Annotated in this window: 9 protein-coding genes, 2 tRNA genes, 3 rRNA genes and 1 pseudogene; 10 read left to right on the forward strand and 5 right to left on the reverse strand. The window is 65.0% G+C overall.

From position 1 onward, the window contains the following. The first annotated feature begins 44 nt into the window (after window positions 1-44). Both ABKA19_RS02430 and ABKA19_RS02435 read left to right on the forward strand, forming a co-directional pair. On the forward strand, window positions 45-791 hold the full coding sequence (locus tag ABKA19_RS02430) for a glutamine amidotransferase (protein WP_353687496.1): 747 nt from the start codon (window positions 45-47) through the stop codon (window positions 789-791). Window positions 792-880: 89 nt separating this feature from the next. After that, on the forward strand, window positions 881-1,774 hold the full coding sequence (locus tag ABKA19_RS02435; protein WP_353687497.1) for a BPSS1780 family membrane protein: 894 nt from the start codon (window positions 881-883) through the stop codon (window positions 1,772-1,774). 23 nt (window positions 1,775-1,797) lie between these two features. Here ABKA19_RS02435 and tatC read toward each other — a convergent pair whose 3' ends face one another. The 4 genes and pseudogenes from tatC to ABKA19_RS02455 all read right to left on the reverse strand — a co-directional run bounded on the left by tatC (window position 1,798) and on the right by ABKA19_RS02455 (window position 4,134). After that, window positions 1,798-2,556: a twin-arginine translocase subunit TatC gene (tatC, locus tag ABKA19_RS02440; RefSeq protein ID WP_162376040.1), complete on the reverse strand. Its 759-nt coding sequence runs from the start codon at window positions 2,554-2,556 to the stop codon at window positions 1,798-1,800. Further along, window positions 2,555-2,929, reverse strand: a pseudogene (gene tatB, locus ABKA19_RS02445) (Sec-independent protein translocase protein TatB); the annotation flags it as partial. The gene tatC and the pseudogene tatB, both read right to left, overlap by 2 nt. Window positions 2,930-2,950: 21 nt before the next feature. Beyond that, a complete protein-coding gene (gene tatA / locus ABKA19_RS02450; RefSeq protein ID WP_162376042.1) occupies window positions 2,951-3,172 on the reverse strand; it encodes a Sec-independent protein translocase subunit TatA in 222 nt (73 codons plus the stop codon). 71 nt (window positions 3,173-3,243) lie between these two features. Beyond that, window positions 3,244-4,134, reverse strand: coding sequence for a lipid-binding SYLF domain-containing protein (locus ABKA19_RS02455; protein ID WP_353687498.1), 891 nt, complete (start codon window positions 4,132-4,134; stop codon window positions 3,244-3,246). Window positions 4,135-4,295: 161 nt separating this feature from the next. Here ABKA19_RS02455 and hemH point away from each other — a divergent pair, with 161 nt between their 5' ends. The 8 genes from hemH to rrf all read left to right on the forward strand — a co-directional run bounded on the left by hemH (window position 4,296) and on the right by rrf (window position 12,925). Then, a complete protein-coding gene (gene hemH / locus ABKA19_RS02460; protein ID WP_353687499.1) occupies window positions 4,296-5,258 on the forward strand; it encodes a ferrochelatase in 963 nt (320 codons plus the stop codon). Beyond that, window positions 5,255-6,106 (forward strand): alpha/beta fold hydrolase, encoded by an 852-nt coding sequence (locus ABKA19_RS02465; RefSeq protein WP_353687500.1) that lies wholly within the window; start codon window positions 5,255-5,257, stop codon window positions 6,104-6,106. The genes hemH and ABKA19_RS02465 overlap by 4 nt, the downstream gene beginning before the upstream one ends. A gap of 87 nt (window positions 6,107-6,193) precedes the next feature. Beyond that, window positions 6,194-7,162, forward strand: coding sequence for an NAD(P)-dependent oxidoreductase (locus tag ABKA19_RS02470; RefSeq protein ID WP_353687501.1), 969 nt, complete (start codon window positions 6,194-6,196; stop codon window positions 7,160-7,162). 591 nt (window positions 7,163-7,753) lie between these two features. Continuing rightward, a 16S ribosomal RNA gene (locus ABKA19_RS02475) occupies window positions 7,754-9,298 on the forward strand. A 92-nt stretch (window positions 9,299-9,390) separates the two neighbouring features. After that, a tRNA-Ala gene (locus tag ABKA19_RS02480) sits at window positions 9,391-9,466 on the forward strand. A 17-nt stretch (window positions 9,467-9,483) separates the two neighbouring features. After that, window positions 9,484-9,560: transfer RNA gene (locus ABKA19_RS02485), tRNA-Ile, on the forward strand. A gap of 228 nt (window positions 9,561-9,788) precedes the next feature. Beyond that, a 23S ribosomal RNA gene (locus ABKA19_RS02490) occupies window positions 9,789-12,666 on the forward strand. A 145-nt stretch (window positions 12,667-12,811) separates the two neighbouring features. Beyond that, window positions 12,812-12,925: ribosomal RNA gene (gene rrf / locus ABKA19_RS02495) — 5S ribosomal RNA — on the forward strand. Together the 16S, 23S and 5S rRNA genes with 2 tRNA genes alongside form the textbook arrangement of a ribosomal RNA operon. A gap of 708 nt (window positions 12,926-13,633) precedes the next feature. On the opposite strand, the gene ABKA19_RS02500 is transcribed toward rrf, so the two are convergent. Further along, a complete protein-coding gene (locus ABKA19_RS02500) occupies window positions 13,634-15,349 on the reverse strand; it encodes a M28 family metallopeptidase (RefSeq protein ID WP_353687502.1) in 1,716 nt (571 codons plus the stop codon). Window positions 15,350-15,397: the final 48 nt, after the last annotated feature.

Genomic DNA, 15,397 nt, shown 5'->3' on the forward strand with positions numbered 1-15,397 from the left:
GGTTTCGGCCGTTTCAACGGCTACTTTTCCGCCGGTTCGCCGCCTTGAATGTTCCCCGCGCGCCTTTCCTGATCGTCGAGACCGGCCAGCCGGTGGACAGCCTCAAGCGCTACGGCCGCTTCCCGCACTGGATCAGGGTCGCCGCCGGGTTGTCGGCGCACGAGGTGGTGGAGGTCAACGCCGAACGCGGCGACCCGCTGCCGCCGGCCGCGGACCTGGCCGGGGTGATCGTCAGCGGCTCGGCCGCCTTCGTGACCGACCGCGCCGAATGGAGCGAGCGCACCGCCGGCTGGATGCGCGAGGCCGTCCACGCCGGCACGCCACTGTTCGGCATCTGCTACGGCCACCAGCTGCTGGCCCATGCGCTGGGCGGCCAGGTCGACTACAACCCGGCGGGGCGCGAGTCGGGCACGGTGTTCATCGACCTGCACCCGCCCGCGTTCGAGGATCCGCTGTTCGCGGCGCTGCCGGCGCGCTTCGCCGCCCATGCCACCCACCTGCAGACCGTGCTGCGGCCGCCGGAGGGCGCCACCGTGCTGGCCCGGTCCGAACAGGACGGCTGCCACGCCTTCCGCTGGGGCGAGCGCGCCTGGGGCGTGCAGTTCCACCCGGAGTTCGCCACCCACCACATGCGCGGCTACGTCAACGCGCGCGCCGATTGCCTGCGCCGCCACGGACGCTGCCCGCGCACGGTCGCGCGCGAGGTCAGCGCCGCGCCGCTGGCGCGCAGGCTGCTGCGACGCTTCGTCCAGCATGCGCGCGGCACGCCCGCCCGGCCCGGACATGCCTGAACAACCCCGCGGCCGGCGTATGCCGCCGCGCGCGCTTGGCCGATAATGCACGCGCGCCTCCGACGTCGGGGCGCGGCAACGGGAACGGGATGGACACGATACGCAAGCTGCCGGCTTCGGACGGCGCGGAATGGTTGCTGGGCGGCTTCGCCCTGCTGCGGCGCGCACCGCTGGCGCTCGGCGCGCTCGGCGCCTTGTGGGGGCTGCTGGCGTCGCTGGTGATGACCGTGGGCCTGGCGGTGCCGGCGCTGGCGACGATCCTGCAGCTGCTGGTCGCGCTGGCCGGGCCGGTGCTGTTTGCCGGGCTGTTGTGGGCCGTGCGCGAAGTCGCGCACGGGCGCCCGGCAATGCCGGCGCACCTGTTGCAGGGCGTCCGCGAAGGCCGGGTCGCGCAGTTGCTGACCACGCTGCTGCCGCAGCTGGCGGCCGGCCTGGTACTGGGCGTGCTGCTGCTGGTGCTGGTCGGCAGCGAGCAGTTGCAGGCGCTCGCCCGGGTCAGCAACGAGCTCAACGCGATGGCCCAGTCCGGGCAGCAGCCGAGCCCGGAGCAGGTGGAGGCGCTGGTGGCGACCCTGCCGGCCGGCCGCATCCTGCTGTGGCTGCTGCTGGGCGTGGTGGCCGCCATCGCCGTGGCCATGACCGTCTTCGTTTCGGTGCCGCGGATCCTGTTCGAGCACCGCGACGGCCTGCCGTCGATGCGCGACAGCCTGCGCGCCTGCCTGCACAACCTGCCGGCGATGGCGGTGTTCCTGCTGCTGGCGATGGTGGCGATCTTCGCCATCTATTTCGGCGTGCTGCTGGTCACGCTGGTGTTGCAGCTGGTGGCCGGGCCGGTACTGGCGATGTGGATCGCGCAGCTGCTGCTGATGGCGGTGCTGATGCCACTGCTGGCTGGCGCGACCTACACCGCCTGGACACGCCTGTTCGGCGAACCGGTCGCGGGGGCGTCGGCGCCGCTGCAAGCCGGCCATCTCGAGGCCTGAACGGCCCCGGGGCGTTCGCGCCGTCAGGGCGACGGCGCGGTATCGGCCGGTCGTGGCGCGACCAGCTTCGAGGCCAGGATTCCGGCCTCGTACAGCAGGCACATCGGGATCGCCAGCAGCAGCTGCGAGATCACGTCCGGCGGGGTGATCAGCGCAGCCAGGACGAAGATGCCCACGATCGCGTAGCCGCGGCCGGCCTTGAGCTGCTCGGGCGTGACCCAGCCCAGCAACACCAGGATCACCAGCGCCACCGGCAGCTGGAAGCTGGCGCCGAAGGCCAGGAAGATCACCAGCACGAAGTCCAGGTAGGCGTTGATGTCGGTCATCATCGCCACCCCGTCGGGCTTGATCGCGGCGAGGAAGCCGAACACCGACGGCAGCACCACGAAGTACGCGAACGCGCAGCCGGCATAGAACAGGATCACTGCCGAGGCCAGCAGCGGCAGCGCCAGCTTCTTCTCGCGCTGGTACAGCCCCGGCGCGACGAACGCCCAGGCCTGGTACAGCAGCCAGGGCGCGGTCACCACCAGGGCCACGAAGAACGCCAGCTTGATCGGGGTGAAGAATGGCGAGGCGACCTGCACGGCGATCAGCTGGCCGCCGGCCGGCAGCTTGTCCAGCAGCGGCTGCGCCAGCCACGCATACAGCTTGTTGGCGAACGGCAGCAACGCCAGCAGCACCACCACCAGCCCGGCCAGCGCGCGCAGCAGGCGCGTGCGCAGCTCGAGCAGGTGCTCCATCAGGCTGCTTTCGGTATCGGACTCAGGGCCGGCGGGATTCATCGTCCGGTCCTTGCAGTGGTGGGGTTTCCGGACCGGCCACGGACGGGCCGCCTTCGACCTCCCGGCGCACGGCGTCGAGCTCGCGGCCGGTGGCGTGGAGTCCTTCCTGCACGTGCGCCTGCGCCTGCCCGAACTCGTCCTGCAGGCGCGTCTGCGCCTGCTTCAGGGCGGCCTGGGTCTCCTGCATGCTGCGCTTGAGCTCCTCGGCCTCCAGTTCGCGCTCCAGTTCGGACTTGACCGAGTACCACTGCGCGCGCGCGCGGCGCACCCACAGCCCGGCGAAGCGGGCCGCCTTGGGCAGCCGTTCCGGACCGAGGACCACGAGGGCGACCACCGCGATCAGCAGCAGCTCGCTGAAACCGATGTCGAACATCCGCGTACGGCCGACGCGGGATCAGCGCTCGGCGCGATCGCGCTCGGACTGTTCCTTCGACTCGGCGCTGCGCTCGTTGCCGAGCTGGCCGGCCGGCTTGTCGTCCGGGTCGCGCATGCCTTCCTTGAAGCCCTTGACCGCTTCACCCAGGTCCTTCCCGGCGTTGCGCAGGCGCTTGGTGCCGAACACCAGCAGCACCACGACCAGCACGATGATCCAATGCCAGATGCTCAGACCGCCCATGGCACGCTCGCTGTAATAAGAGGAACAAGGGCCACAGGATAGCGCAGGGCGCGACGCGCGGCGGCGCTACCTCAGGGCAGCGGTTCGGTCCGGGTCGACTCCTCGCCCACCGGCTCGAAACCCTGGGTCGGGGCCGGGCCGGACGCGGCCGGCGCCGGCGTCGCTGCGGGCGCTTGCGTGCCCTGGGTCTGCGCGGCCGGCGCCGCCGGGTCCGGGACGCTTGCGGCCACCGCGGGCTCCGTTCCGGCGCCGGCCCCGGTTCCGCGCGCCACCCGGGCGTTGTGGGTGGATTCTTCCAGCTGGTCGCGGAAGGCCACCACCGCCGAGGGCGGCGTCACCTGCGAGCGCCCTTCGAACACCATCCGCGGCGTGGTCGTGGCGCCGTAGATGCTGGCCTGCGCGTCGCGATCGATCTGGAGCACCGCGCCGTCGAGCGAAACACCGGCAAACAGGCCGCGCGCGCGCGACCATGACCAGATCTCGGCCTTGAGCTGGCCATCGGTGGCCGCGGCGGCATTGCGGCCCACCGGGCCGGCGGCGACGCCGGCATCGGCGCCGAGGGTGAACTTGCCGTTGACGATATCGTCCAGGCTGCGGTCGTTGCGAAACACCAGGACCACGTCCGACGACTGCACGCCAGCCTGGAAACCGATGCTGCCGCCGGTCAGGGTCACGAACACCGGGTTGGTCCAGGTGCCGTCCGCGCCCTTGACCGACATCAGTCCGTGGCCGCGGCGGCCGCCCAGCACAAGGCCGGCCTTGATCGTGTCGGGGATGACCACGATGCCGCGGGCTTCGTCGAGCAGCTTGTCCGGGATCGCCTGCTCGGGGATCTGCTGGATCTCCGAGAGCACCCGCACCGCATTGCGCGCGCGCTCTTCTTCGGTGGGGGCGGCCACGGCCTGTCCGGCGACGGGCAACAGGATGGCCAGCGACAGCAGGATGCTCGGAAGGCGCGACATGCATGACTCCGGATGGGGCACGTGCGGCCGGGGCCGCGGATCGTCGTGAACTTAATGAAGCGGCAATGAATCCTGCCTGAGGCCGGCCAGCCTCCTCCAGCGCCGCTTCCGAAGCATGCAGAACCCGCGCGACCCAGGCGGCGGCTCTGTCAGAATGGGCCATGGCCAACGACTCCGACACCGCGCTGCTCGCGGTCAACCTGGGTACGCCCGACGCGCCGACCGCGCCGGCCGTGCGTCGCTACCTGGCCGAGTTCCTCGGCGATCCGCGGGTTGTCGCGATCCCGCCGCTGCTGTGGAAGCCGCTGCTGTACGGGTTGATCCTGCCGCTGCGCGGGCCGCGCTCGGCGGCCAACTACGCCAAGGTGTGGATGGACGAGGGCTCGCCGCTGCTGGTCCACACCCGCCGCCTGGCCGCCGCGCTGCAGGAGCGGCTGCCGGACTGGCGCGTGCTGCCGGCGATGCGCTACGGCAACCCCGCGCTGCGGTCCATCCTGCGCGAACTGCGCGCCTCCGGCGTGCGCCGGCTGGTCGTGCTGCCGCTCTATCCCCAGTACTCGACCACCACCACCGCCTCGGTGGCCGACGTCGTCGCCGAGGAAACGCAGGGCATGGACGTGACCCTGATCGAGGATTACTCGAGCGACCCGGGCTGGGTCGCCGCGGTGGCTGGTTCGATCGCCCGCTACCGCGGCCAGCATGGTGCCGGGAAACACCTGCTGTTCTCCTTCCATGGCCTGCCGCAGCGGGTGGCCGACGCTGGCGATCCGTATCCCCAGCGCTGCCTGGACAGCGCCACGGCGGTGGCCGCGGCGCTGGGCCTGGCCCCGGAACAGTGGTCCCTCGCCTACCAGTCCCGCTTCGGCCGCGAGCGCTGGCTGGAGCCCTCCACGCTCGACGCGCTGGATCGGCTCGCCGCATCGGGCGTGCGCGAGGTGGACGTCGCCTGTCCCGGTTTCGCGGTCGATTGCCTGGAAACCCTGGAAGAAGTCGCGCTGGGCCTGGCCGAGCACTTCGAGTCGAAGGGCGGGCGGATGGCCTACATTCCCTGCCTCAACGATGCGCCTGCGCACGCCGATGCGCTGGCAGGCCTGGCGCGCTGCGCCGTCGGCAGCGACGGGTGAGCCCGCGCGAAGTCCGCCTGCCCGTTGCCTGGGGTGAACTGGCCGGGCTGCGGCGGGAATCCCCGGGCCAGCCACGGGTGATCGCGCTGCACGGCTGGCTCGACAATGCCGCCAGCTTCCTGCCGATGCTGCCGCATCTGCCGGGGCTGGACCTGCTGCTGCTCGACCTCCCCGGCCACGGTCGCAGCGCGCACCTGCCGGTCGGAACCGAGTACGGATTGACCACGCACGTTCATGCGGTGCTGGATGCCGCCGATGCGCTGGGCTGGGAGCGTTTCGCCCTGCTCGGCCACTCGATGGGCGCCGCCATCGCGTCGCTCGTGGCCGTGGCCGATCCGTCGCGGGTGGAGCGGCTGGCGCTCATCGAGACCCTTGGCCCGCTTTCGGAAGCGCCCGGGAACACCGCTTCGCGCCTGCAGCAGGCCGTGGCGGCCTCGCGAGGCCGCGCGACAGGCGCGTCGCTTCGTGTCTTCCCGGACCTGGGTCTGGCCGTGCGTGCGCGCATGCAGGCCAGCCAACTCGACCAGGCCAACGCCCGCCTGCTCGTGGAGCGCGGCACGCGTGCGGTGGCGGGCGGGTACGTCTGGTCCAGCGATCCGCGGTTGACCCGCCCGGCCGCGACACGGCTGGCCGAGCCGCAGGTACAGGCACTGCTGGCCGCGATCCCCTGCCCGGTCCGCTTCCTCGGTGCCGAACCTGCCCAGTCCTACTTTCCCGAGGCCGTTCGCGATGCCCGGCTGGCCGTCGTGCCGGACGCCGCGGTGGCGGTGATCGCCGGCAGCCACCACCTGCACATGGACCAGCCCACGACGGTCGCGTCCTTCTTCCTGGACTTCCTCGCCGGCTGACCCGGCATCTCCGCCGTCAGCCGCTCCACCATCGACAATCCCGGCGCCAGCAGGGACGATGCTGGCGACGGAGAGAGGGATCCTGGCATGGGGCTGTATCCGCTGTTCGCCGACCTGCGTGGTCGCGAGGTGCTGGTGGTCGGTGGCGGCGAAGTCGCCGCCAGGAAGGTCGCCGCGCTGCTCCGGGCGGGCGCACTCGTCCGCCTGCACGCGCGCGAGGTGCTGCATCCGGAGGTCGCCACCGCATTGGCCGACGGCCGCATCGTCCGTCTGGCCGGCGAGTTCGACCCGGCATGGCTGGACGCCGTCTGGCTGGTGGTGGCGGCGACCGACGATTCCGCGTTCAACGCAGGCCTTGCGGCCGAAGCCGGGCGCCGGCGTCGGCTGGTGAACGTGGTCGATGATGCGGTGCTGTCGAGTTTCCAGGTGCCGGCCGTGGTCGATCGCGCGCCCCTGGTGGTGGCGATCTCGTCGGGGGGCGCGGCGCCCATGCTGGCCCGCCGCATCCGTGAACGCCTGGAGACCGAGCTCGGCCCCTCCCTGGGCAGGCTGGCGGGTCTGTTCGCCGAACACCGCGAGCGGATCCGCCTCCGGCTCCCCGACCTGTCGGCACGCCGCCGCTGGTTCGAGCGCATGCTCGATGGCCGCATGGAGTCCGCATTCGAACGTGGCGGCGACGCGGCCATGGAGGCCGCGTTCCTGGAAGAGGTGGAGCGCGCCGCCGAATTGCCGCCGCAACCGGCGGTGGTCGCGCTGGTCGCGGCCAGCCCCATGCCCGACCTTTACACGCTGCGTGCGCTGCGCGCCTTCAACGAAGCGGACATCATCGTCGTGGGCGAGGGCGTCGACGCGGCGATGCTGGAGCCGGCGCGCCGCGACGCCCGGCGAATCCCGGCAGGCCCGGACCCGGCTGCGTTGTTGCGCTCGCTTGCCGCGCCGGGCGCGCGGATCGTGTGGGTCCACCAGCAGCAGGGCTCCGGCGGCAGCCTCGCCGCCCTCGAAGCCGCCTGCAGCGGGTCGGGAATAGCGGTTCGCATGATTCCGGCCGTCGCCTGAGCAGGAAATTTCGCCGGGGGGCTTCCCAACGCGGGAGCGTCCATGCACAATGCGCGCCCCGCCAACGACCGGCCTCCTTCGGGAGCCAGCAGCGGCGGGGCCGGAAGCGAAAACCCTCCAACAAAGGTGTTGCAGTTCTCCGGAAGCCGCCTATAATGTGCGGCTCCCTCGGCGGAAACGAATCACGCGATTCGCAGCCACCAGGGCGGAAACGAAAAGATCCCTTCACGGGGTGTTGACGGATCCGAAACGAGCTGCCAGAATGTGCGGCTCACCTCGACGGAAGCGGTTCGCCGCTGAAGATGAGGGGAAGATGAAAACCCCGCAACGCGGTGTTGACACTTCCAAAATGAGCTGCCAGAATGTGCGGCTCACCTCGACGGAAACGTCGGGACACGGATGAAGGCGCTGAGGCCGATTCCGACGCTCTTTGAAAGTGTGCGCAGGTAACTTGTGCGGACGCCTGCAGGAAGGATGACTGTCCATCTTGCAGACGTTTTAACAGCAACAAGTCAAATGCTTTATAGCAAGCGATACGTAGCTGGGTAGAACTTCTGCAGCTGAAAGTATTGACCTTCGGGTCTGTAATTTTAAGTGAAGAGTTTGATCCTGGCTCAGAGTGAACGCTGGCGGTAGGCCTAACACATGCAAGTCGAACGGCAGCACAGGAGAGCTTGCTCTCTGGGTGGCGAGTGGCGGACGGGTGAGGAATACATCGGAATCTACTCTGTCGTGGGGGATAACGTAGGGAAACTTACGCTAATACCGCATACGACCTACGGGTGAAAGTGGGGGACCGCAAGGCCTCACGCGATTGAATGAGCCGATGTCGGATTAGCTAGTTGGCGGGGTAAAGGCCCACCAAGGCGACGATCCGTAGCTGGTCTGAGAGGATGATCAGCCACACTGGAACTGAGACACGGTCCAGACTCCTACGGGAGGCAGCAGTGGGGAATATTGGACAATGGGCGCAAGCCTGATCCAGCCATACCGCGTGAGTGAAGAAGGCCCTCGGGTTGTAAAGCTCTTTTGTTGGGAAAGAAATCCTGTCGGTTAATACCTGGCAGGGATGACGGTACCCAAAGAATAAGCACCGGCTAACTTCGTGCCAGCAGCCGCGGTAATACGAAGGGTGCAAGCGTTACTCGGAATTACTGGGCGTAAAGCGTGCGTAGGTGGTTGTTTAAGTCTGTCGTGAAAGCCCTGGGCTCAACCTGGGAATTGCGATGGATACTGGGCAACTAGAGTGTGGTAGAGGGTGGCGGAATTCCCGGTGTAGCAGTGAAATGCGTAGAGATCGGGAGGAACATCCGTGGCGAAGGCGGCCACCTGGGCCAACACTGACACTGAGGCACGAAAGCGTGGGGAGCAAACAGGATTAGATACCCTGGTAGTCCACGCCCTAAACGATGCGAACTGGATGTTGGGTTCAACTTGGAACCCAGTATCGAAGCTAACGCGTTAAGTTCGCCGCCTGGGGAGTACGGTCGCAAGACTGAAACTCAAAGGAATTGACGGGGGCCCGCACAAGCGGTGGAGTATGTGGTTTAATTCGATGCAACGCGAAGAACCTTACCTGGTCTTGACATCCACGGAACTTTCCAGAGATGGATTGGTGCCTTCGGGAACCGTGAGACAGGTGCTGCATGGCTGTCGTCAGCTCGTGTCGTGAGATGTTGGGTTAAGTCCCGCAACGAGCGCAACCCTTGTCCTTAGTTGCCAGCACGTAATGGTGGGAACTCTAAGGAGACCGCCGGTGACAAACCGGAGGAAGGTGGGGATGACGTCAAGTCATCATGGCCCTTACGACCAGGGCTACACACGTACTACAATGGGAAGGACAGAGGGCTGCAATCCCGCGAGGGGGAGCCAATCCCAGAAACCTTCTCTCAGTCCGGATCGGAGTCTGCAACTCGACTCCGTGAAGTCGGAATCGCTAGTAATCGCAGATCAGCATTGCTGCGGTGAATACGTTCCCGGGCCTTGTACACACCGCCCGTCACACCATGGGAGTTTGTTGCACCAGAAGCAGGTAGCTTAACCTTCGGGAGGGCGCTTGCCACGGTGTGGCCGATGACTGGGGTGAAGTCGTAACAAGGTAGCCGTATCGGAAGGTGCGGCTGGATCACCTCCTTTTGAGCACGACAGCATCGTCCTGTCGGGCGTCCTCACAAGTCACCTGCATTCAGAGTTCCTGGTCCGACAGCGGACCGGGGAAGTCCCTTTTAGGGGCCTTAGCTCAGCTGGGAGAGCACCTGCTTTGCAAGCAGGGGGTCGTCGGTTCGATCCCGACAGGCTCCACCATATGAGTATCGACTTTTGGGTCTGTAGCTCAGGTGGTTAGAGCGCACCCCTGATAAGGGTGAGGTCGGTGGTTCGAGTCCTCCCAGACCCACCACTCTGAATGACAAGCGCACACACTTTCGAATTTACGCACCAGGCGTTGAAGCCCGGTACGTGCTCTTTTAAAACTTGTGATGTAGCGAGCGTTTGAGATGTCTATCTCGACGTGTCGTTGAGGCTAAGGCGGGGGCTTCGAGCCCCTAAAAATTGAGTCGTATGTTCGCGCTGGTGGCTTTGTACCCCACCGGCACGTCATTAACTCCGAGGCGACTTGGGGTTATATGGTCAAGCGAATAAGCGCACACGGTGGATGCCTTGGCGGTCAGAGGCGATGAAGGACGTGACAGCCTGCGAAAAGCGCGGGGGAGCTGGCAATAAGCTTTGATCCCGCGATGTCCGAATGGGGAAACCCACTGCTTCGGCAGTATCCTGCAGTGAATACATAGCTGCTGGAAGCGAACCCGGTGAACTGAAATATCTAAGTAACCGGAGGAAAAGAAATCAACCGAGATTCCCTAAGTAGTGACGAGCGAACGGGGACTAGCCCTTAAGCTGGAATGGTTCTAGAAAAACAACCTGGAAAGGTTGGCCATAGAAGGTGATAGCCCTGTATTTGAAAGGGCCACTCCAGTGAAGACGAGTAAGGCGGGGCACGTGAAACCCTGTCTGAACATGGGGGGACCATCCTCCAAGGCTAAATACTCCTGACCGACCGATAGTGAACCAGTACCGTGAGGGAAAGGCGAAAAGAACCCCGGAGAGGGGAGTGAAATAGACCCTGAAACCGTGTGCGTACAAGCAGTAGGAGCCCGCAAGGGTGACTGCGTACCTTTTGTATAATGGGTCAGCGACTTACAGTTCGTGGCAAGCTTAACCGTATAGGGGAGGCGAAGGGAAACCGAGTCTGAATAGGGCGCATAGTCGCGGGCTGTAGACCCGAAACCGGGTGATCTAGTCATGCCCAGGGTGAAGGTGCCGTAACAGGTACTGGAGGCCCGAACCCACTCCCGTTGCAAAGGTAGGGGATGAGGTGTGATTAGGAGTGAAAAGCTAATCGAACCCGGAGATAGCTGGTTCTCCTCGAAAGCTATTTAGGTAGCGCCTCATATGTATCCTCTCGGGGGTAGAGCACTGTTATGGCTAGGGGGTCATCGCGACTTACCAAACCATTGCAAACTCCGAATACCGAGACGGACTGTATGGGAGACACACGGCGGGTGCTAACGTCCGTCGTGAAAAGGGAAACAACCCAGACCCACAGCTAAGGTCCCAAATTATCGCTAAGTGGGAAACGATGTGGAAAGGCACAGACAGCCAGGAGGTTGGCTTAGAAGCAGCCACCCTTTAAAGAAAGCGTAATAGCTCACTGGTCGAGTCGGTCTGCGCGGAAGATTTAACGGGGCTAAGCGATAAACCGAAGCTTGGGGTGCATAACTTTGTTATGCGCGGTAGAGGAGCGTTCCGTAAGCCTGCGAAGGTGGATTGAGAAGTCTGCTGGAGGTATCGGAAGTGCGAATGCTGACATGAGTAACGATAATGCGGGTGAAAAGCCCGCACGCCGAAAGCCCAAGGTTTCCTTGCGCAACGTTAATCGACGCAGGGTTAGTCGGTCCCTAAGGCGAGGGCGAAAGCCGTAGTCGATGGGAAGCAGGTTAATATTCCTGCACCTCGCGTGAGTGCGATGGAGGGACGGAGAAGGTTAGGTGTACCGGGCGTTGGTTGTCCCGGGGAAAGGCGGTAGGTTTGGATCTTTGGCAAATCCGGGATCCTTTAAGACCGAGCACCGAGACGAGCCCTTTAGGGCGAAGTCACTGATACCACGCTTCCAGGAAAAGCTCCTAAGCTTCAGCTCACGAAGACCGTACCGTAAACCGACACAGGTGGGTAGGATGAGAATTCTCAGGCGCTTGAGAGAACTCGGGTGAAGGAACTAGGCAACATGGCACCGTAACTTCGGGAGAAGGTGCACCCTCTTTGGTGGCCCATGCGGGCTATAGCTGAGGAGGGTCGCAGAAACCAGGCCGCTGCGACTGTTTATCAAAAACACAGCACTCTGCAAACACGAAAGTGGACGTATAGGGTGTGACGCCTGCCCGGTGCTGGAAGGTTAATTGATGGGGTCAGCCGCAAGGCGAAGCTCTTGATCGAAGCCCCAGTAAACGGCGGCCGTAACTATAACGGTCCTAAGGTAGCGAAATTCCTTGTCGGGTAAGTTCCGACCTGCACGAATGGCGTAACGACAGCGGCGCTGTCTCCACCCGAGACTCAGTGAAATTGAAATCGCTGTGAAGATGCAGCGTTCCCGTGGCAAGACGGAAAGACCCCGTGAACCTTTACTATAGCTTTACACTGAACGTTGAGTTCGTCTGTGTAGGATAGGTGGGAGGCTTTGAAGTGTCGGCGCTAGCTGGCATGGAGCCATCCTTGAAATACCACCCTGATGTGCTTGACGTTCTAACCTAGGCCCGTAATCCGGGTCGGGGACCGTGTATGGTGGGTAGTTTGACTGGGGCGGTCTCCTCCTAAAGAGTAACGGAGGAGCTCGAAGGTACGCTCAGCGCGGTCGGACATCGCGCACTGTGTGCAAAGGCATAAGCGTGCTTGACTGCAAGATCGACGGATCAAGCAGGTAGGAAACTAGGACTTAGTGATCCGGTGGTTCTGTATGGAAGGGCCATCGCTCAACGGATAAAAGGTACTCCGGGGATAACAGGCTGATACCGCCCAAGAGTTCATATCGACGGCGGTGTTTGGCACCTCGATGTCGGCTCATCACATCCTGGGGCTGTAGTCGGTCCCAAGGGTATGGCTGTTCGCCATTTAAAGTGGTACGCGAGCTGGGTTCAGAACGTCGTGAGACAGTTCGGTCCCTATCTGCCATGGGCGTTGGAGATTTGAGAGGGGCTGCTCCTAGTACGAGAGGACCGGAGTGGACGAACCTCTGGTGTTCCGGTTGTCACGCCAGTGGCATTGCCGGGTAGCTATGTTCGGAAGCGATAACCGCTGAAAGCATCTAAGCGGGAAGCGCGCCTCAAGATGAGATCTCCCGGGACACAAGTCCCCTAAAGGAACCATCAAGACTAGGTGGTTGATAGGTCAGGTGTGTAAGCGCAGCAATGCGTTGAGCTAACTGATACTAATGATCCGTGTGGCTTGACCATATAACCTCAAGTGGCCTTGGACTCGACGATGACGTCGATAGCCATCCGCCGCTCACTACATCACAAGTACTTATGCGAGACGGTGCGGTATGCACGGTCTGTCCCTTGCGGGCAGCCATGTTCACCAGCACGCTCCAACCGTCTCCCTGATGAAATTAGCGTTGTGGAACCACCCGATCCCATCCCGAACTCGGAAGTGAAACGCAACAGCGCCGATGGTAGTGTGGGTCTCCCATGCGAGAGTAGGTCATCGTCAGGGTTTTTATCCGAAACCCCCAGCCGACAGGCTGGGGGTTTCTTCTTTTCCGGCTCCTGCTGCCGGAGGGAACGTTATCGCCCTGGTAATCCCCGACCGATTCAGATGGTGGCTCGCAGCTCGCAGCCCGCGATGACCGAGACCGTCGCGCTGTCGAGCGATCCTGCGTCGGGAGGCCTCGCAGAGCGTCGAAGGCCCGTGCCCAGGCCCCATCTGCGCGGTCGACGCGGCGGACACTGACGCCATGAAAGTGGTCTAGCGGTGCGCTAGTGCGTGCGCGGTGTCCGCAAGTTGGCTGTCATCGCCACGGGTCAAGCCGGACCCCCTCCCCCGCGGAATGCCAGGCATCACCGGGGCGCAGGCCATCACATTGCGCCGAGCGCCATGCCGCCGGACGTGGAGCGGGGGAGGCCTGGAGTCGGGGTTCCCCGCGTGCCGCATGTGGCGGTCGAGCCGATCCCGGGCCTGCCTGACAACGACGTTGCTTCGACGTTGACCGATCGGGCCATCACGGCGAGCCGTCGCCGAGCTTCAGTCTTGAGCCCCGCACTGGAGGCGGCGCAAGGCGGCGGATGTCTGGCGACGTTCGGATTCCAGGTCGAGGCCTTCTGGCAGCGCCCCGGAATCTGCAGCGTGCAGCTGAAAAGCAGGAGGGCCCGCAGCTCTCGATGCGGGCCCTCCTGGTTGTGTTGCTCAGAGGTGCTGCGACTGTTATGGCGCGGCGGCCTGCTTGCCAGCCATCGCCTCGTCGCGCGCGGCCTTGAACGCATTGCCTTCGTACCAGTTCGGCCAGCGGTCGCCGCCGGCCAGGTCCTGGCCGACGCCGTACAGCGCCTGCAGGTCCTCGACGATGCCGTCATACCGCCAGCCATCGTGGATCTCGTCGCTGGGCTGGTGGTAGCGCTTGGCGTACTCGGCATTGGCCGCCTTGCCGGCGTCCAGGCCGCCCTCGCGCAGGTCATTGCCGCCCTTCGCATACAACGCCGGCACGCCGGCCTTGGCGAAGTTGAAGTGGTCGCTGCGGAAGTAATAGCCGGCGGCGGTGTTGCCCTCTTCGGTCAGCACCCGGTCCTGCTGGTCGGCGTGGACCTTGAGCATGTCCTCCAGCTCGGAGTTGCCGAAGCCGGTCACCACCATGTCGCGCGAGCGTCCGCCCACGGACATCGCGTCGAGGTTGACCACGCCGGCGATCTTGTCCAGCGGGAAGGTCGGGTGGGCGACGTAGTACTTGGAGCCGAGCAGGCCCGACTCTTCCAGCGTCACGGCGACGAAGACCACCGAGCGTTCCGGTGGCTGTTCCTGGTGGGCGAACGCTTCGGCGATCTCCAGGATGCCGGCCACGCCGGTGGCATTGTCGACCGCGCCGTTGTAGATCGCGTCGCCCTCTTCGCCTTCGTGCTTGCCCAGGTGGTCCCAATGGGCCATGTACAGCACCGCTTCGTCGGCGCGGGCCTTGCCCGGCAGCACGCCGATGACGTTGCGCGAGGTCTTGCTGGCGGTGGTGCTGGCCAGGTCGACCGACAGGGTGGCGTCGAGCGGCACCGCCTTGAAGCCGGGCTTGTTCGCCATCTTGTAGGCGTCTTCCAGCTCGATGCCGGCGCCGGCGAAGAGCTTGCGCGCGGCTTCTGCCGTCAGCCAGCCCTGCACCGGCAGGCGCGGCTCGGGATCGTCGCTGGCGGGCAGGTCGTACTGCGCGCCGGACCAGGAGTTCTTGACCACGTCCCAGCCGTAGCTGGCGCCTGCGTCGTCATGGACGATCAGCGCGGCGGCGGCGCCCTTGCGCGCGGCCTCCTCGAACTTGTACGTCCAGCGGCCGTAGTAGGTCATCTTCTTGCCGTCGAAGAGCTTGTCGTCGTCGGCATGGAAGCCCGGGTCGTTGACCAGGATCACCACCGTCTTGCCGGTCCAGTCCTGGTCGCCGTAGTCGTTCCACTGCCGCTCCGGCGCATCGACGCCATAGCCGACGAAAACGACCGGGCTGTCCTTGACGCTGACCTGCGCCTGGCCGGTGCGGGTACCCACCACCATGTCGGTGCCGAAGGCCAGCGCCACCGGCGCGCCATCGATGGTCAGGTTCAGCGTCGTGGCGGGATCGGCGGTGGTCTCGACCATCGGCACGTCCTGGAAATAGCTGTCGCCATTGCCCGGCTGCAGGCCGATGCGCTGCATCTGCGCACGGATGTACTCGATCGTGCGTTCTTCCCCGGCCGAGCCGGGCGCGCGGCCCTCGAACTCGTCGGAAGCCAGCGTCTGCACCAGGTCCTTGAAGTCGCCGGCATCGATCGCCGGCGCGAACGAGTGCGTGCTGGCCGGAACGGCGGCAGTGGCCGCGTCCGGCGCGGTCGCCGGGGCGGGAGTGTCGGCCTTCTTGCAGCCGGCGAGCGCGAAAGCGCCAGCGGCCAGGCCGATCAGGATTTTGCGGGACATCGGAACTCCGGATGGGGCGGCGGAGTTCCGATTCTAGCCAAGCTGCGC

Origin of the sequence: Pseudoxanthomonas sp. Soil82 (assembly GCF_040446535.1) — a bacterium.
Classification (GTDB): Bacteria; Pseudomonadota; Gammaproteobacteria; order Xanthomonadales; family Xanthomonadaceae; genus Pseudoxanthomonas; species Pseudoxanthomonas kaohsiungensis.